This window comes from Alteromonas gracilis, assembly GCF_043642145.1.
Taxonomy (GTDB): domain Bacteria; phylum Pseudomonadota; class Gammaproteobacteria; order Enterobacterales; family Alteromonadaceae; genus Alteromonas; species Alteromonas gracilis_B.
The window spans coordinates 138,148-155,786 of the sequence record NZ_JBHZRZ010000005.1 but is presented as its reverse complement, the minus strand read 5'-3'; the positions used below and the strand labels follow the sequence as shown (position 1 = coordinate 155,786).

Sequence of the window (17,639 nt, the reverse complement as noted above, 5' to 3'; positions counted from 1 at the left end):
AAAGCGTGTTTCCAATAGCAAATTTAAACTGGGTGATTAAGCCAAAATTCATTTAGGCTTACATGACGAAAAGGTAAAGAATGATAACTAGCTAACCTTTCAATAACTGCTTTACCAAAAACTAGGTCTTTATCTTCATATTCTGCTTTATCGACCATTATTTGAAGATGGCCATCTAAACCATAGATATCCACACCGTTTAAATCGTCTCTAAACTTTTCCATTTCACTATTAATGTGATGACCGTAGGGCTGTCTTAAATAGCCGACTCCGCGCTTTTTCGGAATTAAAGCACAAATACTTCTATCCATATAAATCCAAAGAATTTCTTTAGCCACTAAGATGTTTCCTATCTATCAATTTAGACCTTAGCTACTTCTATGGCCTTAGTTAATAATTCGCTTTCTGACTCAAATTTCGATGAGAGTAGTTCGCCCACATATTTTAGCTTTTCAACAGCTTTTGGTGGCATGGAAACACCTTCATCATTGAGCAATTCACGGATATCTATCTGAAGAAATTTGCCATCACCCATTTGATGGGACCAGACCGCAAAATAGAAAGTTAGAGGCTTCCATCTTGGAAACTTTGTAGCAAGCAAAAACACTCACAGTGTTTCACCCACCTCTATATAGTCCTCTGATATATCTAATTCACCATCGGTAGATGTATAAGGCAATGTTTTGTAATCAATTTCACTCAACGTCATTGTTTCCTATTGCCCAACTTGATCATCTTTTGCGTCTTCCCAGCCATCAGACCAGTATTCAGCATCTAAATTACTGTACGGATTGCTATGCTCTTCAACTCCCTCGAGAAACGCAGCGTAACCTTCTCGATAAAGTTGCTCTTGCTCATCGTTCATAAATTTTTCCAACTACGATGTTTTCAATGTGATTAGTGGGTTAGCATTCGCTAAAACCGCATCATCTTTGCCAAACTCTTTAAGTCTTTCAATAAGGCTATCTTCAACACCTTTTTCTGATAAATGGTCTATCAAATCAGGCAATGTCGATTGTTGAGAAAGTTCACTACTATTTTCTAATAACGACTGTTCTTCAGCTTTAGTCAGTGAAAGAGCTTTGGATACAAATGAGATCATTACATCTTTAAAGTTTTCAAAATCTGATGCTTTTTGTGTTGCAGTATGCGTTGCTTTCATATGTTGTTTACCTTTTTCCTTTTTTCCTATGCCGTGATTTTTGTTTGAATGATGATTTGCTCACCACACTTTGAGCAATGCAAACCATAATGAGCGTCATCGAGAAAATGACCATTTACATTCGGTTCAAATTCACCGGCTTTAACTAAGTTAGGGTGCTGGCAATTAACGCATTTAACTACTAGCGACTCAGTGTTTTCACTAACTGCCATCACTTCATCCGTTTCATAGTCGCCTAAAGATACAATTTCATAACCTGAATTATGAATATCAATGACTTCGCGTTCTCTCATCTGATCTGAAATCTCACCACCTCTACCAACTGTTAGACCAGCTTTATATTTCCCTTTATGCTTTCCTTCTGAAACCAAGTGAAAAAACGTATACTTTTTTCCGTTCTCATCAGCTATTCGTGGAGTTTCATCAGCGCCAAGATAAACAAAGCCTTCAGAATTATCCTTGCTGGATGTAAATAACGCCTTAACCCATGAAATCATGCTTTTCCTTTATCAACCTCTTGCCAAATACGGACGTTTAATATCTTCATCAGAAGATGGGTATGTCACTTTATCACCGTGACACAGGCCACAAGGTTCAGCTGGATAATTTTCACCATGAATGGACGCTTGCTCACCAGACCCACCACAGGAGAAACAGGACATTTCTGAATGTTTATTTTCGCTAGATTGCATGACGATGTTTCCTATCAGAAATTAATAAAAATATAAACCGGAACCGCAATAGCAACTCCCAAGACCGCCCCGCACACCATACCCGCTAAAAGCTTCTTCTCATCAGACATAAATGTTTGCGATTTCTTGCTTTTCGCTATATTGGTAGAATGATTACTTGGTAATATATCCCGTGAACTTTCAATTACCAGCTTGTAAAGCTTTTCATCAGTTGTGCCATTTTCTAGCACATATCTTTTAACTCTTTCTCTAAATTCAAATACCTGCTGAAAAAGCTTTTGATATTGGGTCGCAAGATAAAACCCAGTAAAAACCCAGAGCAAAAAAAAGATTATGATAGGGATAAAAAAAATCATGTATGTTTTTCCTATTTGATAGTTCTATTCGCAAACCAGTGCCTGTCACACACACCGAACCTCTCACCTGCTTCTTTATAAAACCCCCATATATCCGCTTAACCAAGATCTATGAAGTTCTGTACCTGCCAACACTTTTCGTAGCCATCGTGGAGCTAGCCACTGTCTGTAACCCAAAATGTATGATTGGTGAAGGATATTTTTTAATCATGATGATTCCTTTTACATCCTGAAACTATTGATTATGTCTCTGGATTTTCAATGAACTGAACCCTTTCCAAATAAGGCTTAAGCAAACTCGGACAGGCTACTAATAATGGCTTGATGTAATCGCTACACCTCTTATTTTCCTCACCCTGTAAAGCGTTTTTAGCAATCTCATAGGGAATTGCAGCTCGCAGCGGGACATAAGCTGTTTCAACTAGTGCTTTACCTACGCCTAACGGAACTCCTACCCTACCCTCTAGTGGACATACCAAAAATCCCTTATCAATTAGATCGCCTATCTGCCCAAGGCTTACAGCATTATCTCCATGATTATTTTTGCTCTCTTTATGGCAAGCTATCCGGTAATCTTGATTAGCACGCCAACTAAAAAGAAACTTCATTGAATCCATAACATAATCAAGCTCCTCACCTTCTTTTTCTAAAGAATTGATAGTGAACAACGCAGCAAAAAATATTGCTATAACCCAGCCAATGTTTTTCATATTGTTTCCCGTTAATTTGATTTAGGTTTCTGCCCTTAGCAAATGATTCAGCTAGCTAGGTATTTACCACCTGCTGATACAGCAACATTCATTTTGAGAACGTGCTTTACGTCACTTTTTCGAGACCTCTTCAACGGTGACTTTATAATGCTGGCCAGCTTTCAATTTGAATGCGCAAGGGGCTATACCGGGCATCATCTTTGAGTTGCCATTATCTGCTGTCAACATCACACCATCAGTCCACACTCCAACAACTTTTTGCTTATCTATGGCTGTAGCATGGGCTTCAGCTTCGAATTGACCTATCAATCTACCTGACAAATTCAGTTCCTCTTTGGTAGGTAGTTCAGGTGCATCTTCAGCAAATAAAAACCAATTCTTAAGCGACTCTCTAACGTTAAGTGCTGGATAGACGAGGCCCATTACGTTAACCCCGTTACCTCTAGCTGTTTTTATCGTCAATTCCATAATTTCATCAATTAACGTTTCATAGTTTTTAGACATAAAGGGTACTTCCTTGGATATTTAATGAGATAAGTCGCTCGCCGAAGCTTTAAAACATTGGTTTAATTCAGTTTGGAGTGCAACTTCTGTGGTTTCGAAAAGGCGATTAAGCAATGATTTGTTCACTGGTGTTTGACGAGCAGATTCTTTCATAATACGCCCCTTACAATGCTCATATCTGTCCCACGCTGCTTGGCGAATCACTCGCTCTCTATTCACGTAGTCACCATCCTCGTATCGGTATTCCTTTGTAGACTCTTTACCTGCTTCGCCATCAGGTAAATGCGCTATTACACGCCAGCAGTTTCCACTTTTTGAAAAGTGCTCTCTTACGCCTACCGGTAGATAGCTGATGCCAGAAATCCTAGATTTAGGGTTTTTGTTCCCTTCTTTGACCGATTTTGTAAAAGGGAAGACGCCATCATCTGCACACAGCTCAATCTTTTTCCAGAAAGCTTCATGTTCAGATGAAAAACGGGGTTGAAATGTCCTATTACCACTGACATGAAAGCATCGCCACCTTTCTCTTTTTCCGTCATACGAAACGCCACGCATACTTTGCCTCTACTCCAATTAAAAACCTTACTTAGGGTATCATCTTAATTGATTATTGAAGAGCGCAAGCCCTAAAAGCATCGTCAAGCGATGGAATTCGACCGGACATTTCTTGCCAGTGTTGAAGGCGATCGTACTCAATGGTAGGAATATGGCTCTCTTCAACACGTTTTATTAGTAAACCATTTTCAAAGGTATCAGTGTAAAAGCACTTTTTGGGACTGCTATTGCCTTCAAACAATACCTCCATCGCAACCTTTGATTCTAATGGCGAATACTTTGCTAATCGCTCAGGAGTTCTGCACTTAAAATTGCCCTCTCTTGTTTTGGTCCAGTTAAGCGGATCGTCACTAATGCAGTCGTAATCGCTATCAAGTACAGTGTAATTAACCCTATGTGTTATTACCTGCTCGGCGTCTAAGCTCCATCTGGTTTCAACACTGAAATTGGAGTGTTTTTTGCCAGTTTCGATGAATATTCCATTTATTGCTTTCCTGCCTACCTTTCGACAAACAACATGATGAGCTTTATTGGGGTAAGGCTTGCGTGTGATTATGTCAATGCCTCCGCGTAACGTTAGGTTGAACTCTGGAATGGTTATGTCCACCAGCGAAACTGTAACGTAGGCATACTTGTTAATTATTTTTGGAATTAGGTGCAAGAGCATTAGTTCGATCCTCATATAGTTTGGAACTATCATATCTCTGGCAATGCGAGGAGCGTGGCAATTTAGGCGCCTAAATTTGGCGCTAAACGATATTGTGAGTAGTGAAGCGACATAAAAAAAGCCCCCGACTAACGAGGGCTTTAAAACGAATTACATAATTTTCAATTTACTTATGTCTGTTCCAGTAGGCCTCCATTAATTTACAACTCCTACTGAAAAACAAGTAGGCAATCAACAAAAAGGTTACTACTGGTTGGGTTGAGGATAATTCCCCAATACTCGCTATAACATTATTTTCGAACATGTTACTGGCCGTTTGTCTGTTAGCGCTTGATGCGAGGGCTACTTCTTCCCTTTTTCATTATTTTAATTTTTAATTCGTTTACTGCTTAAGATGTTTTATTGAAAACGTTTCACAACGTTATGCGCCTATTATACTGCAAGTGAATTTTCTTAGCGCTATTTTTTATACAGATAAAAAATGAAATGGCTCTCTATATTAAAATCTGGATCTTTGGCCAGTTAATTTAAAGAACCGTATTTGGTATGTTCAGTTTTTCTCTTACATATGGCTTAAAAAACATGGACATGACCGAATTAAAAGCCCTTTCAGCAGCAAACAGCAGACTCCCTAGCAATGCATTTTTTGCATATCAGGGTATAGAGGTCATTGAGTTCAACTTTTTTCTTCGCGTCGGCATAGAATTGGTGAACGGTAAAACGCTTTGTGGTAATGCCATTAACCCCCGCGCTTTTACTTTGAAGTTTGATGACAGCACGGATAATGCATTTAAAAATTAAAATTCGTCTAAAGTGCTTCTTGGCTCTAAGACGACTTGTTCAAACACCAGCTTACCTTGCTCATCAATGTCAAAGCTTATACAGTCGTGAACCTCATCATGTTCGTTCATATCTGCGCATCCGTTATATACATTCCATTCATAACTGTAGGAGAGTGTATAGGTGCTGCCATGATTATGTTCTACACTTTCCACCACAATTCCGTTATGGCATTCGGCCCGGTGGTTGATATGGCTCAAATCACCTATCACTATTGAATCAACTTCATGATGCTCATCTTGTATGAGCTTTTCTAATTCTTTGCACAGTTCTTTTGGTGATTTCCCATTGGCTTCTATATGCATTCTGTAATCCTTTGCAAATGTAAAGGAGATTATCATACGTGAACTATTGCCTCTTACAAAGGTTCTGCCCTATTACCTACAGCATGCACGATCTCAACGTCGTCAATATCTCTAAACCATTCTCCGTTTAAGCGCCTTTCTTTTAAAGTACCTGTGCATTCTGCCCTCTTCATTGACTGCTATATCATTCGTTTTCAGTACCAACGAAATATGCAGTTTTTCCGCATTTGCCGTCTGCAATGCGTTTAACCGCTTAGCTGGATTTTTACTGATGCCAATCTTAACCTTATTACTATTCTCTGGACGTATCACGTAAAGGTATTGCTGCCTATCTATGCTATTGGCCGAAAACATATCTTTATATTTATAAGAGCCTACCTTACTTGCTTTTTCATAACGTCTGGCGACGCGCATGCGCTTCTCCATAGACTTCGTTAATTTGTTTTCAAGTCCAAGTCTATGCATCATTTCCTGCTCTTCAGGAGTTGGCTTTGGTGGCAACTTCACCGCTTCAGCCCGACCATTTCTCATTAAAATCCGTATCCGGGCATATCTTAAACAACGCCTAAGAAGTTCTACATCCACGGGCAAAACTGACTTTTCTTCAATCTCACAAATATGCTTTGCCAAGTCGTCATAGTTGTTGCTTTCCTCGCTCAGGAGTTTAGCCGCGTTATGTATGCCGTAATTCAATATTACTTTAACTCGCGCTTTTAACGCTTTCGAAGCTTTCTTCTTTGTGGGGTAACACGCATAGTCAGCGTAGTTGATTGCATTAGGCGCCACATACGGCGTCACCTTGCGGTCTGCTTCTGGGCTCACCGTCTGCTTTTGTATTGGTTTTGAAAACAGTTCCTGCATTGATGTGGGAGGAGATAGCTTAGGTAGTATCCTTTCTACCTCACTTAAATACTCGGTATTTCCTGACGCTTTAACAAATTTTATAAACGTAGTTAAGTTCGTTTGAGTGCCTACAAGAGATGATTTCCAGCCTTTTTTTGGTGGGAAGCCGACACCAAGCACTTTAAGCTGCTTGGCATTGTAACCACCGTTGGTAGTTGTCGCTTTTTCTAACCTTTCTTTAGTTAGTGTAATTGGTCTATCCATTTTGCCTGTTTGGAAAAATTTAGTTGGGTTTTGAAATGCACCTTCAATGGCCAGCCATAAAGCTTTTACCTAAGTTTGAAGATGGGAATATCTAGGAGAAACGAACCGCTTTAATCACGGTTAATTTAGATTGGATTTGTGTATGTATTATATGCAAATGTTTATATCACTAAGCGAGCTTTCTACGCTTCACAGAAATATCAGATAACGAGTCAGCATTAACCAAGTATGGCATTACCCATCTGACTTCTTTGGCACGCTTTTCTATAGGGAGCGGGATGCTCTTACCATCTTTATCTTTCACTGGTAAGCCATTGTCGTCTTTTAGAATGCGGTCCCCTCTATAAAACGTATTAAAAAACCCTAAACGAATGTGTGGCTCCTGCTTTCCTTGTTTCCCTTCCCTTGTTGTCGAATCTTCCCTGTGTAATTCATATGCTTTACCTATGCGAACATAGTCGTAGGTATTTTTCTTTAACCGTGCCTGCGCCTTTCTCTTTTTGGCGGGATTCTTGATATTGAGGATCTTCTTTTCCATCCCCGCCATTTCTTTCATTTCTTCGCGCACGCTTTTTTTCGCCGTCATGTACAAAAGCGTATTTATTACCAGTGCTATCCCTTCTTTCATGTCATCTATTGGAATACCAACAAACGCATGCTGACTTGCCTCTTCCGCATCGAAAACCGCGTCTTTGATGGACAAACCTTCTACCTTTGAAGCTGCAATCGAGAATAGGGTTGTCTGCATGGCGGCTTCATTTTCAGGCTTTCCTACAAACAGCATATCGAAGAATAGAACATCTTCATTATCTTTGATGGTACCCTTTTCGTATGCCACCTGTAGGGCCCTATCATTGGCAATAATATTGCCATCCACCATCGCTTCCCATGTAACAACCCTTGTTTGTACATAACAGCCCTGATACACCATACCGTCTACATCAGCGATATCAGTGTTAAGGCTGTTCCAGTCTAAGTACATCGACTTGTAGGGCGTATTAACCATTGTGATTGGGATGTTTGTGAGCTTGTCGGTATCCGTCAGTCGTAACATTTGATACAGGTTTGGGTGGTACGAAATTGTCGGCCCTTTGTGGGCGAGATGTGCTGCCTCAATGATACGCGCCTGTAAAAAGGTAGATACTCCTTCGTGTGCCAGCCCTGAAGCTGAGAAACCTGCCTCGCCGTGCAAACCCTCTGCTAAACGGTGATAGACGTCTGGAGCTTTATTCGCGAGGTATTTAATCAGCATCAAATTGGGGCGAGTAAAATGAAAATGCTCCGTCCAATCGGCAATAAACGACAGCATGTCTTTAAACTCTTTTGATGTGATGGAATACAAAAACATAGGCAAGAACAACTTTGTAAACCTATCAATGTTTTCAGGGTAAGGTAAGGTGTCACTATGCGTGTGGTCGGAGAAACCTGTTTCTGTGGCTCGTTCAATGTAATCAAACAACGGCGCAATAGTGGGTCTGTTCTTCTTGTATTCCGCTAAATTAACTTTCATTTCATCCCTAAAAATGATGTTTCTAATATTTTCATCATACCCCATAGACGGAGGCGGCAAGCCTCGCCACTGTGAATATCAAACTTTACCTTGTTCTTTCATGGACGCAGCTTTATCAAGAAGCTCATTCTTTTATGGACACTGTTTCTATGATTAAGCGCTGTCTTTCATGGACATGGTTATGATACGTAGCTCCATTAACTTTGTCTTTCAAAGAGTCTGTTTCAACTAATTTGAAGGGGTTGCCTTATAAATTGCCGTGAGATGATGTGCCTATAGAAAAGAAGTAACAAATATCGCGGAGCGGATAATGTCTAACGAATCATTGATGACTGAAAAGTTCAACATCCTAAAGAAAGCAAAAGCTTTCATTGACAAGCGTGAATCTGACTTTAATAAACTTATTCAAGAGCAACATGGCATGGGCTTAACAAAAGATTTCTCTCAAGAACTAACAGCATTTTTGAACGAATTAATGAAAAACAACTTCGTCAAACCTCAGCATCTTATTGACGCCAACCGTTTAACATCAGCATTTCTTGATGTTGCAAAGCATGGGTTATCGTTAGTGAAAGAGTCTGGGATGATGTTTGCTTACGTCACCATGTCAAAGGATGGGTTTCATATCTTTTCGAGCTATAACGGCCTTATTCGTTTGGCTGTGCTATCAGATTCGATTAAGGTCACCACGGCTAGTACTGTGCACGGAAATGATGACAAGTTTCGTGTGTTTACGCGTGAAGACGGTACCCAAGCGGTAGAGCATGAATTCGGCTTAGCGACATTGCGAGAGGGGCGCGGTGATATTGTTGGCGCTTTTTGCGCTACAGAGTTTAGCAATGGTGTGAAAACATCCTCTATTGTTGACCTAAGAGAAATTTATCAGATTAGGGCAATGGCTGATTCGACGTATTGGGATAACTTCTTTATGCAAATGGCGTGTAAAACAGCCGTGCGCAAGGAAGCTAAAAACTGGGTTCGCTTTGGTAACAACACTCGACTTTTGGCTGGTTTATTAGATCACGAACAGGAGCTATCTGCGACCGAGTTTCCCAATAACCCTGTCAACAAAAAGGCTGAGCAAGCAAAATCAGAAAAAGCTGAACCGGCAGAGAAACAAGAACAGGCAGAGAAACAAGAACAGGCAACACTACCTCGCAAACGTCGTTCTATGTCAGCCTTGGGTAGGCAGGCGTGACCATGCGGATCGTATCTGAGCAGGACATTAGCAAGCTAGGCAAGCACGCGCAGTCTCAAATTCGCAAACACATGGAGAAAAAAACGTCGATGGGCGGCAAGATGGTCTCATCACCGGCGGCAAAGCATAGTGATAAAGCGCTTAAAGCCACCAGCAAAAAAAGCAAAGAAAAACACGGCGTCACAGAATATGGCCACAGGTTCTGTCATTACCCTTCCCCTGACCCCTTTGTAAAAATCCATGCACTTTTGGACATTGAGTTTGGTCGATATAGCGACGGCGGCAAACATGCATCGGAGGTTATATTACCGGGCCATGAAATTGCCTTTCGGTATGACTTCTCGTTACTGCCGTGGAAAGTGTTTATCGAGAGTGATGGGTTTGGACCTCACAGAGATAAGGAATCATTTAATCGTGACCGACAGAAGCAATCTTTCGCCCTGCAAAAAGGCTGGTTGGTACACCGCGTCACAGTCAGGGATGTCTACGACGGACTCGACAAGTTCTTAAGTGACTTGAACCGAATACTTTCTCATCGCCCTTTACATGCGGTAACCTTGCGCCCTAAAGGTAGGTGTTACTATGAAGTACATAGTGAAACAGCACTGGAGTATAAAGTTAATGTCAGAAACCATGGATAGAATCATCGAGAAAATTAGCAAGTTGTTGGCAATGGCGAATGACTCTTCCTCACCCAATGAAGCGATGATCGCTGCCAGACGAGCAAGAGTCTTGATGGACAAGCACCAACTTGAAGTTTCTGATATTGAGGCCGCTAAAGGCAGTCAATTCCTTGAGCTAAAATACGAACTCAATGGCTCGCGCACACCAAAATGGATGGTTGCACTTGCATCTGCCTCTTCATCACTTAATGATTGCCGTGTGCTGCGCCAGCGCGAAATCTACGAAACTAATATGTCGTTTATGTTCCAAGGTTTCAAAGCAGACGTCATTGTGGCGAAGCTCACATTTGAATATTTTGTCGAAGCGTGTGAAAGGCAACTTAAGCAACAGGAACTGAAAGGTGCATCGAAGCGAAACTTCTTTCGACTGGGGTTTGCCCAACAGGTGAGTTACCGATGCGCATTGATCGTAAAAGAACGTCAGCAAACGATGGTATCGTCAATTGGTACGGCTCTCATTCCGCTTAAGATGTCGCAAATTGTCGAACACTTCGGAGAAACAGGCACTTATAAGCCAGCACCCACGCGAAATGCAACCTCTGAAGAGGTTCAAGCTTGTATGCGACGAGTTGAGCATGCTAAGCAAATAGGATTAGACCCGCAGGTTGAAGGTGAACGCGCAAAAGCACTAATGTCAAAAAAAGAAAAAGAACCGTCACTATGAGCAAACGCTTTTTTAATTTTATGGCAATTTTGTCTTTCGTAGCCTATCTGGAAACCAGCCATCTTCATTATCTAGGTGGTCAAGAGTTTTACGGGCCACTCAGTACACTTACGATCATCTTGCTTTTCATCCCCTCTGTTGCGCTTATTGGGTGGTTGCTCGATTCGCTAGTAAACATAGGCAAGCGAAACGCTATAATCGTTAAGGTTGAGAACAACGCCCTCAATGCCTATACGCTCGATATAAGCATAGCGCTTTTATGTTAGGAGCCTTTTCAGATAGTATGCATTTCATCGCTAATGCCAAAGCACTGGAAGATGTCTTTAATGCACTTCTCAGAAAGCATGCAGCGAATACATAAAAAGTTATGCCTGCCCCTTTAGTGGTTATCAAAGCTTCTTTGCGCTCGGTAAGCGAAATTGAACAAGAGTGCCTTTTAAAGAGTGCTGAAAGGGCTGGGGCTGTAAAAGCGATAATCGTCGATGTTGAAGCGTCCAATGAAGATGTTCACAGAGCCATTGAAGCGAGCCCATTAAATTTCCTGTGGAGTTAATACTTACCGTACTTATTTTTGTGTACTTGGTGGTTTATCTAATTTTTCATTTATCAATGCAAGCCATAGTTGGAAGGTCTCAGCGTAGGTTATTGGTTATCCTCACTCGCGATGCTGGTGCAGTCGGACTGACAGCTCTGGTCGCTTTCATGACATCTAAAGCCGGTCTTCACGATGAGGTTCATCCACTTATATTTCATATGGCCTGTTACGCCCTTACGATATCAGTCATGTCATTTATCGTATTGGCTGTGATAAACAAACGAAACTGATCTACCTCTTAAGAATTTGGTATGGGTAGACGCTCTTACTCAGCTCTTCAGCAGCAGTGCTAATCCAAAGATAAAGCATACTAATTACACAAGTTCTGCAATGATAGTGACATTTTTTTGAAACCAATATTGTTATTGACGCGTTCCTAAGCACGCGTTGGATGCATACTGCGTCTGCGGTAGAAACATAATGGAGATTACCTAATGGCATTTACTCAAAAAAGAACATGCAAAGGTTGTTTATCTAGTCATATATCTTCGTGTGAGTACGGTGTGCATATAGAAGTTATTCCGCACGCTGCTAACAAACCTTTAGAGCCTTGCCATAAGATTACAACCAATGCAGAGGAACGTCGCTTTCATGAAATAGGTTTAGAACATGTCTTTAAAGCAGATTTAGAGATTTATAGGAGTAATAAAGCGCATTGATTATGTATAGTTAGTAGTCAGGGGGTAGCTTCACCACCCCTACTGAATCTACGAAAAGCAAGTCCATTGATCATTCTCCAATACTTTACCTTCGCGAATTAACGCCTCTCTTACTGCTGTGAATGCTTCATTCTCATCAATAAACTTCGAAACGTTCACGCCGGTATAATCGTTAGCGTTGGCCAGAAGAACTTTTTGCTCATTAAATAAAAAGATATGCATGTTTTCCATTGGGTATACCTCGGTTAGTTAGTTTGATTCACCACCTAACACCCTCGTAAAGATGCTTGGTGGTGAACCAAACTCAAGGTTCACAGCGGGTAAAGGTGGCTAACGCCACCTGTCCTTTACGCCAATGTAAATTGTGCTAGGCGCTCAATCATTCTCGCAGCAAATGAAGTATCAGTTTCAAGAGGTGTCGAACCTAACTCTTCACATAGTGATTTGTTAAGTAAGAAACGTTCTTTCTCTGAAACAAACGTAGATTCGTACATTTTGGCTAAGGTTGTGAAGCGCATATACTCATTGGTATCTGCATCATTCACAAACATATCCTCTAACTTCTCTAACAGTTTAGTTTTGACTTTAAAGTCAATCTTCATTTCCGTAACTTGATCGCGCACTACAGCATAAATATCTTGCATATCGTTTTTCATAATTGCCTCCTACAGCCAAAAAAGCCAAAGGAGACACCGGTCAGGTGTACTCCCTGACGGGTTTTAATAACTAACAGTTAGTGTATTTCTACACCTTTACTTTTTAAATGTGTTGATAGATATAGGGTATTAGAGCCCTTATCTTCAGCAGTGACAGAAACATTGTTCTGTACGGCCCAAGGTATTTGTGCATCATCTAATTGTGTGGCCCAGAACTCGAAATAAGCTTTTACTTTTTCGTGGTAGACACAATAACAATGAGCATAGAAACCAAGGAGTAAGTCATATTGTTTTCTAGTGATTTGCATAGCAATTCCTGAATGGAAAGAGACAAACCACTAGCCCGTAAGAACATTGATTTGTCCCTGATGGGTTGCAACAGACTTTGAAAAAGCACCAAAATGGCGCCTTCCCTCATCCGAAGTTAAACTTTACAGTTGAACTTTTTACTTCTTGGATTTGATTAACAAAAATCAATGGATTTTTCATTTTGAAGTTTTTTAGACACTCCTCTGAAGCATCCATGACTCCTTTGAAACTCCCATCATTCATGAGTGTTACATCATCAACAAGCAGCTCACCATCGTTTAAGTTAATCATATCAGTGTAAATCCCATATAGGGGTTCTGCTCTGATGATTTCAAAATTAGAAAGTGATATTAAAAGTCCAAATATAGATACCTTAAACATTTTCATTGTGGTTTCCTTTCTGATATCAAAAGACAAACCTTCAGCCCATAAGGACAAAAGTCTGTCCCTAGTGGGTTAAAATAATCTTGCGATTACCAATTAACGATAGATGGTTCAACATCAAGGCTAATTGGATTAGTGGGGGTATAACCTGATTCTAAGAGGCGATTAGAATAGAAGGGCTTTACATTGTCAGCAGTAGACACTGTGACATGAAATAACTTTCCATCTTTACGTTCTGTTTTACCATCAACTGCAACAACTAAAGCTTGCGCTTTATTGTCAGATGCAACACCGATAACTTGAACGTTATTCGGTCTTGGAGGTAAACGGGAATCATTGGGAATACCAAAATCTACGGTTATGTGGTGCATAAAGTGATTTGAATGAACAGGTAGAGCAATACGCTTTATTTGTTCAGACTTCACTAAATAACAAGAATAAGCCATATCTAATGTCCTCTATGAAGTGGGGTTGCATAAAGGACTCACCTGTTTGGTGTGTCCCAAACAGGGTTTCGTTTTGCGAAAAGCTGACGAAGAACGAAGCTTCGGTTTAAGGTTTTCTCCGTTAAAGTCTCTACTATTTTGTACAATGCACAATGTAGTTGAGACACAATTGACTTCTGCGCGGAAATTAAATGACCATAATGGCCATAAAAAAGTGCTAACAGAAGTATTTTGTTGATTTTAGTCTAGTACAAGTTAGCGCGAACGTAAATACCACCCGCGCCATAATTTACTAGTTAAACTTACGACTATTACGCAATGCTTACCCTACAGTGCTACGCTTTCTGCATTGCTATCCATAGTAAGGGAGTTTTTGTACTTAGAATTTTGCAAATACGCATCCGCTGCACTTAAATATACTTCTCTGTATACTCTCACGTCACTTTCAAATTCAGGCTGAAGTTTTGAAACAGCGGCTTTCGAAGCCCACAATACTATTGTTAGACCACAGAAAAAATAAATCATCGTTCCAACTACTATGCCTGCCAATGGTTCTTCATAATTAAAAAAACCATATTTAGAACTGTAGATATCGTCGCCGTAACCAAGATATACCAGCGAAAAGCAGGCTAACCCTAACGTAAGTATAGGTTTCACTGCTGGCTTGACTACCTTGTATCTCCATTTTGTCTGTATGAATGATTGACGTTCATTTAAACATGGCATTTGTGTTACACCTAAAAAACCTCTGGATTGAAGGTTCTTGTATACGAGAAATGGTATTACCGGCATCCACATCAAATACCACGGCCCTTCCAGCAACGCAAAAACGATTGACATTGCTAGTAAAACTACTCCTAACAGAAACCAGCTGGCAAAAATTCCTCCATCAGGCGATAAGCAAGGGGGGTTCGAATTACACCAGAAACTTTCGCCCCCCTCATGCTCTGGTTTGAAACAGAATGCACGCGTTTGCAACGTCTCATTGAACGCCCATATAGGCACTCCTGAGTCGAAAAGAACTGTGATGATATGTCCTTCTCTAACGTCTATAGAGTCAGGAATTGTGACTGTCTCCTCCCCTTCATTTGTGCGTATGAAAACGCGATAGAAACTCTCAGAAGCATATGACACATCGTGATAAGAAGAGAAAGACGCTTTTAAGTTGTTTGTAGACGGTGAAAGTGATGATCTACTAGTTGATGAAAATGATGTTACTGTTTTGTCTTGCAGATGTACTACCTTCCCCGTTACCCCTGAAAACATATATACTCCTTTATTTAGTGAATCATAGATTGTACAGCATTTTTTAAGAGCCACGCTTTTACATTGAATTGATATTTCGGCTATTGATGTTGTTAACACTGAATAATAATTATCTATCTGATTAACCCAGTTGGCTTAATCATCTTTTATCCAATATTAATTAACAGTTTGCCCCAACCTATAGCTCTGCAATGAAATTAAGACCTATAATTTCAATCTTTATCATTCAATTAGGAACGACAAACAGCATTAGCTTTTATGGCTTAAAGTTCGATGTGCGGTTAAAATCCGGATGACACTTTATTATTAACCATCAAAGGAATGATAATGAATGGTTTTACTCTCATCCCGTTTGGCTTGCACCTTGATACTAATCGTGTAATCGATGTGGGTAGCGTTCCAAATGGTATGAAATGTCAATGTATTTGCCCCTCCTGTAAGACTCCGCTTATAGCAAGGCATGGCGCAGTTAAAGAGTGGCATTTTGCACATCAATCACGAGATGTACAAAAGAAAACAGAAAAACCATGTGATTATTCTTTTGCTGTCTCAGTTAGATTGATGATGAAGCAGCTTTTTGAGCAGGGTGCAAAACTATGTCTACCTGCATACTCAAAAAAACTATCCTCTACCATACCGGGCTCTAATCTCCTGCATTCCCATCGATATATAATAGCGGAAGAGAAAGTAATAGAGTTTGACTCAGTAGAAGCTGAACTAAATCGCTATGGAGTAATTGTCGATCTTGTACTTGGGATTGGGGATTTCGAGCTTATTGTATACATTACATATGATGGCCGACACATTCCTCATCAACTCAAAAGCATAGATAAAAACTCTGGAGTCATAGAATTTAATGTTATGTCTTTAATGCAAGCTTTTGAGGAAACTCAGTCGGGTCAATATAAGGATGTACTTATTGAGTTCTTAGCACACTCCCATACTGGTAAATTTTGGCACCACCACCCTAGAGAAGAGCGATTTCAGCATCGCCACGATAAGTTTGTTAGTGAAAATAGAGAGGCATTACTAGCTGATTTAGACACGCCAAGAAGCATATACCAGAACACGAACAATTATACAGGGCCTGCGACTCAGACTAACACGACAGAAATCGCGAACGCCCACAAAAAAACCTTAAGTTCCTCAAAACAACAATCACGTATTAATGCGCTCGAAAAAGGGTCGGAATCTGTTTATGTGTTATTAGGTAGTCACAAAGCTTCCTATGAAAACGATTCAGGGTTTCGTGAAAATACCATGGGGAAATACACCGACTTCAGAGAATCTATGCTCCACCTTTGCATAAAGTGCGAACACAGCTGGGAGGGGAAATCAAACCTATGCAATCAATGCCAAAGTTTTGAGTACACGCGCTCTGTTTTTTAACTTCTACGGAGTTTAAGGGTGCCTATAGTTTGCGGATGCGTATCACTTTTTTATTTTAAGCTTCAAATTTAAAATCCTCGCTGTCCTTATCAAGGCCCTGAGCATAAAGCATTGCCTCTCGTTTCAACTCAGCAAATGCAGCTTTCGCCATGTTTAGCTTGCTTGCATCCATCTTCGTTTCATCAAATACACGTTTATACTTAGAAAAGAATTCACTTTGATTTTTAACATTGGTAGCGTTAGTTATCATCTGCCAAAAATTCTTATCCATGAACTCACCTTCCCCCCAGAAGAAGTATTGCTCTGCTATAACATAAATTTCTTCAATGCTATAAGCTCCTGTATCACTAGTAGGATCAATCATCACTGCGATCCACTCAGTACCAGAAGCTTCACCAATCCGTTTTTTTAAAGCTCCAAAATCTTCATTTTCCATAGTATTTCTGCTTTATATTAATAAAGGTGGCGCCACTTTATAACAGCCCGTAAGTAGCATCGTTTGTTTATTTGATTATTCTATTTTTTCAATCTCACAATCACTTATTCAACTTCCCGTCCCCGTTTTTAGCCAAAGCTATGAACTTGAAGTTTCTCATAGACTGCCATGTATATGTCACGGGAAGGCTTGAATTTTTATCAGGTTCGATTTCAAACCCTAGATTATCAATTTTAGAAACCACGCCTTTTAAAATAGCGTCGTTGACACTATTTGATGCAACAGGGACAATACCAACCCTTGTATCAAGCAACCATTCCATCTTGTTTTCTATCGCTCCAAATTTAACTCATTAAGCTTCTGACCAATTGCAATATAGTGATCACCGGACAGCTTGTCGTGGGAGCACTTAGACATAAATGAATAAGCGTCACTACAAGTTGTCATTTGCTCAAAGACACCTACAAGAAGACCATCTATAAAAGCCTCATTAACCTGTGTTTTTGGGTGCTTCTTTATTACCACTTGCATGTTAAATGTTTCCCA

At 40.3% G+C, this 17,639-nt stretch carries 31 protein-coding genes; 8 read left to right on the top strand and 23 right to left on the bottom strand.

Annotated features, from left to right (window positions below; translation table 11 throughout):
- Nucleotides 1-23: 23 nt before the first annotated feature.
- The 11 genes from ACHUFN_RS12420 to ACHUFN_RS12370 all read right to left on the bottom strand — a co-directional run bounded on the left by ACHUFN_RS12420 (nt 24) and on the right by ACHUFN_RS12370 (nt 4,646).
- On the bottom strand, nt 24-338 hold the full coding sequence (locus tag ACHUFN_RS12420; RefSeq protein WP_394222714.1) for a hypothetical protein: 315 nt from the start codon (nt 336-338) through the stop codon (nt 24-26).
- A 23-nt stretch (nt 339-361) separates the two neighbouring features.
- A complete protein-coding gene (locus ACHUFN_RS12415) occupies nt 362-535 on the bottom strand; it encodes a hypothetical protein (protein ID WP_394222713.1) in 174 nt (57 codons plus the stop codon).
- Between the two features lie 180 nt (nt 536-715).
- Complete coding sequence (locus tag ACHUFN_RS12410; protein ID WP_394222712.1) at nt 716-865, bottom strand: ribosome modulation factor; 150 nt, start codon at nt 863-865, stop codon at nt 716-718.
- Nucleotides 866-877: 12 nt separating this feature from the next.
- Nucleotides 878-1,162, bottom strand: coding sequence for a hypothetical protein (locus ACHUFN_RS12405; protein ID WP_394222711.1), 285 nt, complete (start codon nt 1,160-1,162; stop codon nt 878-880).
- Between the two features lie 26 nt (nt 1,163-1,188).
- A complete protein-coding gene (locus ACHUFN_RS12400) occupies nt 1,189-1,659 on the bottom strand; it encodes a hypothetical protein (RefSeq protein ID WP_394222710.1) in 471 nt (156 codons plus the stop codon).
- A gap of 12 nt (nt 1,660-1,671) precedes the next feature.
- On the bottom strand, nt 1,672-1,854 hold the full coding sequence (locus ACHUFN_RS12395; protein WP_394222709.1) for a hypothetical protein: 183 nt from the start codon (nt 1,852-1,854) through the stop codon (nt 1,672-1,674).
- 14 nt (nt 1,855-1,868) lie between these two features.
- Complete coding sequence (locus ACHUFN_RS12390; RefSeq protein WP_394222708.1) at nt 1,869-2,210, bottom strand: hypothetical protein; 342 nt, start codon at nt 2,208-2,210, stop codon at nt 1,869-1,871.
- A 242-nt stretch (nt 2,211-2,452) separates the two neighbouring features.
- The gene (locus tag ACHUFN_RS12385) at nt 2,453-2,920 is read right to left on the bottom strand and encodes a hypothetical protein (protein ID WP_394222707.1); all 468 of its coding nucleotides are present in this window, start codon (nt 2,918-2,920) and stop codon (nt 2,453-2,455) included.
- Between the two features lie 111 nt (nt 2,921-3,031).
- Nucleotides 3,032-3,424, bottom strand: coding sequence for a hypothetical protein (locus tag ACHUFN_RS12380; protein ID WP_394222706.1), 393 nt, complete (start codon nt 3,422-3,424; stop codon nt 3,032-3,034).
- 21 nt (nt 3,425-3,445) lie between these two features.
- A complete protein-coding gene (locus tag ACHUFN_RS12375) occupies nt 3,446-3,979 on the bottom strand; it encodes a hypothetical protein (RefSeq protein WP_394222705.1) in 534 nt (177 codons plus the stop codon).
- Nucleotides 3,980-4,031: 52 nt separating this feature from the next.
- A complete protein-coding gene (locus tag ACHUFN_RS12370) occupies nt 4,032-4,646 on the bottom strand; it encodes a DUF6012 family protein (protein WP_394222704.1) in 615 nt (204 codons plus the stop codon).
- Nucleotides 4,647-5,192: 546 nt separating this feature from the next.
- Here ACHUFN_RS12370 and ACHUFN_RS12365 point away from each other — a divergent pair.
- Nucleotides 5,193-5,447 (top strand): hypothetical protein, encoded by a 255-nt coding sequence (locus ACHUFN_RS12365; protein WP_394222703.1) that lies wholly within the window; start codon nt 5,193-5,195, stop codon nt 5,445-5,447.
- Here ACHUFN_RS12365 and ACHUFN_RS12360 read toward each other — a convergent pair.
- The 3 genes from ACHUFN_RS12360 to ACHUFN_RS12350 form a co-directional block, all read right to left on the bottom strand.
- The gene (locus ACHUFN_RS12360; RefSeq protein ID WP_394222702.1) at nt 5,444-5,791 is read right to left on the bottom strand and encodes a hypothetical protein; all 348 of its coding nucleotides are present in this window, start codon (nt 5,789-5,791) and stop codon (nt 5,444-5,446) included. The two genes, ACHUFN_RS12365 and ACHUFN_RS12360, sit on opposite strands and share 4 nt — an antisense overlap.
- A 111-nt stretch (nt 5,792-5,902) precedes the next feature.
- A complete protein-coding gene (locus ACHUFN_RS12355) occupies nt 5,903-6,898 on the bottom strand; it encodes a GIY-YIG nuclease family protein (protein WP_394222701.1) in 996 nt (331 codons plus the stop codon).
- A gap of 169 nt (nt 6,899-7,067) precedes the next feature.
- Entirely contained in the window at nt 7,068-8,408 is a 1,341-nt protein-coding gene (locus ACHUFN_RS12350; protein WP_394222700.1) for a hypothetical protein, read from the bottom strand.
- 310 nt (nt 8,409-8,718) lie between these two features.
- On the opposite strand from ACHUFN_RS12350, the gene ACHUFN_RS12345 reads away from it, so the two are divergent.
- The 6 genes from ACHUFN_RS12345 to ACHUFN_RS12320 all read left to right on the top strand — a co-directional run bounded on the left by ACHUFN_RS12345 (nt 8,719) and on the right by ACHUFN_RS12320 (nt 12,207).
- Nucleotides 8,719-9,606, top strand: a complete 888-nt coding sequence (locus ACHUFN_RS12345; protein WP_394222699.1) for a recombinase RecT — start codon at nt 8,719-8,721, stop codon at nt 9,604-9,606.
- Between the two features lie 2 nt (nt 9,607-9,608).
- On the top strand, nt 9,609-10,247 hold the full coding sequence (locus ACHUFN_RS12340; protein WP_394222698.1) for a hypothetical protein: 639 nt from the start codon (nt 9,609-9,611) through the stop codon (nt 10,245-10,247).
- A complete protein-coding gene (locus tag ACHUFN_RS12335; RefSeq protein WP_394222697.1) occupies nt 10,189-10,953 on the top strand; it encodes a DUF2786 domain-containing protein in 765 nt (254 codons plus the stop codon). The genes ACHUFN_RS12340 and ACHUFN_RS12335 overlap by 59 nt, the downstream gene beginning before the upstream one ends.
- Nucleotides 10,950-11,219, top strand: a complete 270-nt coding sequence (locus ACHUFN_RS12330; RefSeq protein WP_394222696.1) for a hypothetical protein — start codon at nt 10,950-10,952, stop codon at nt 11,217-11,219. Before ACHUFN_RS12335 ends, ACHUFN_RS12330 begins: the two co-directional genes overlap by 4 nt.
- Before the next feature lie 101 nt (nt 11,220-11,320).
- Nucleotides 11,321-11,506, top strand: a complete 186-nt coding sequence (locus ACHUFN_RS12325) for a hypothetical protein (RefSeq protein ID WP_394222695.1) — start codon at nt 11,321-11,323, stop codon at nt 11,504-11,506.
- Nucleotides 11,507-11,982: 476 nt separating this feature from the next.
- Nucleotides 11,983-12,207, top strand: coding sequence for a hypothetical protein (locus ACHUFN_RS12320; protein ID WP_394222694.1), 225 nt, complete (start codon nt 11,983-11,985; stop codon nt 12,205-12,207).
- Between the two features lie 48 nt (nt 12,208-12,255).
- On the opposite strand, the gene ACHUFN_RS12315 is transcribed toward ACHUFN_RS12320, so the two are convergent.
- The 6 genes from ACHUFN_RS12315 to ACHUFN_RS12290 form a co-directional block, all read right to left on the bottom strand.
- Nucleotides 12,256-12,438, bottom strand: a complete 183-nt coding sequence (locus ACHUFN_RS12315; protein WP_394222693.1) for a hypothetical protein — start codon at nt 12,436-12,438, stop codon at nt 12,256-12,258.
- A 116-nt stretch (nt 12,439-12,554) separates the two neighbouring features.
- A complete protein-coding gene (locus ACHUFN_RS12310) occupies nt 12,555-12,863 on the bottom strand; it encodes a hypothetical protein (protein ID WP_394222692.1) in 309 nt (102 codons plus the stop codon).
- A gap of 77 nt (nt 12,864-12,940) precedes the next feature.
- On the bottom strand, nt 12,941-13,171 hold the full coding sequence (locus tag ACHUFN_RS12305; protein WP_394222691.1) for a hypothetical protein: 231 nt from the start codon (nt 13,169-13,171) through the stop codon (nt 12,941-12,943).
- A 106-nt stretch (nt 13,172-13,277) separates the two neighbouring features.
- Nucleotides 13,278-13,559 (bottom strand): hypothetical protein, encoded by a 282-nt coding sequence (locus tag ACHUFN_RS12300; RefSeq protein ID WP_394222690.1) that lies wholly within the window; start codon nt 13,557-13,559, stop codon nt 13,278-13,280.
- 86 nt (nt 13,560-13,645) lie between these two features.
- On the bottom strand, nt 13,646-14,002 hold the full coding sequence (locus ACHUFN_RS12295) for a hypothetical protein (RefSeq protein ID WP_394222689.1): 357 nt from the start codon (nt 14,000-14,002) through the stop codon (nt 13,646-13,648).
- Between the two features lie 327 nt (nt 14,003-14,329).
- A complete protein-coding gene (locus tag ACHUFN_RS12290) occupies nt 14,330-15,268 on the bottom strand; it encodes a hypothetical protein (protein ID WP_394222688.1) in 939 nt (312 codons plus the stop codon).
- A 327-nt stretch (nt 15,269-15,595) separates the two neighbouring features.
- Here ACHUFN_RS12290 and ACHUFN_RS12285 point away from each other — a divergent pair, with 327 nt between their 5' ends.
- Nucleotides 15,596-16,657, top strand: coding sequence for a competence protein CoiA family protein (locus ACHUFN_RS12285; RefSeq protein WP_394222687.1), 1,062 nt, complete (start codon nt 15,596-15,598; stop codon nt 16,655-16,657).
- 55 nt (nt 16,658-16,712) lie between these two features.
- Here the strand turns inward: ACHUFN_RS12285 and ACHUFN_RS12280 are convergent, their stop codons facing one another.
- The 3 genes from ACHUFN_RS12280 to ACHUFN_RS12270 all read right to left on the bottom strand — a co-directional run bounded on the left by ACHUFN_RS12280 (nt 16,713) and on the right by ACHUFN_RS12270 (nt 17,624).
- Nucleotides 16,713-17,093 carry a hypothetical protein gene (locus ACHUFN_RS12280; protein WP_394222686.1) on the bottom strand — a complete coding sequence of 127 codons (381 nt, stop codon included), beginning with the start codon at nt 17,091-17,093 and terminating at the stop codon, nt 16,713-16,715.
- Nucleotides 17,094-17,193: 100 nt separating this feature from the next.
- Complete coding sequence (locus ACHUFN_RS12275) at nt 17,194-17,415, bottom strand: hypothetical protein (protein WP_394222685.1); 222 nt, start codon at nt 17,413-17,415, stop codon at nt 17,194-17,196.
- Between the two features lie 8 nt (nt 17,416-17,423).
- Nucleotides 17,424-17,624 (bottom strand): hypothetical protein, encoded by a 201-nt coding sequence (locus tag ACHUFN_RS12270; RefSeq protein WP_394222684.1) that lies wholly within the window; start codon nt 17,622-17,624, stop codon nt 17,424-17,426.
- Nucleotides 17,625-17,639 lie beyond the last annotated feature (15 nt).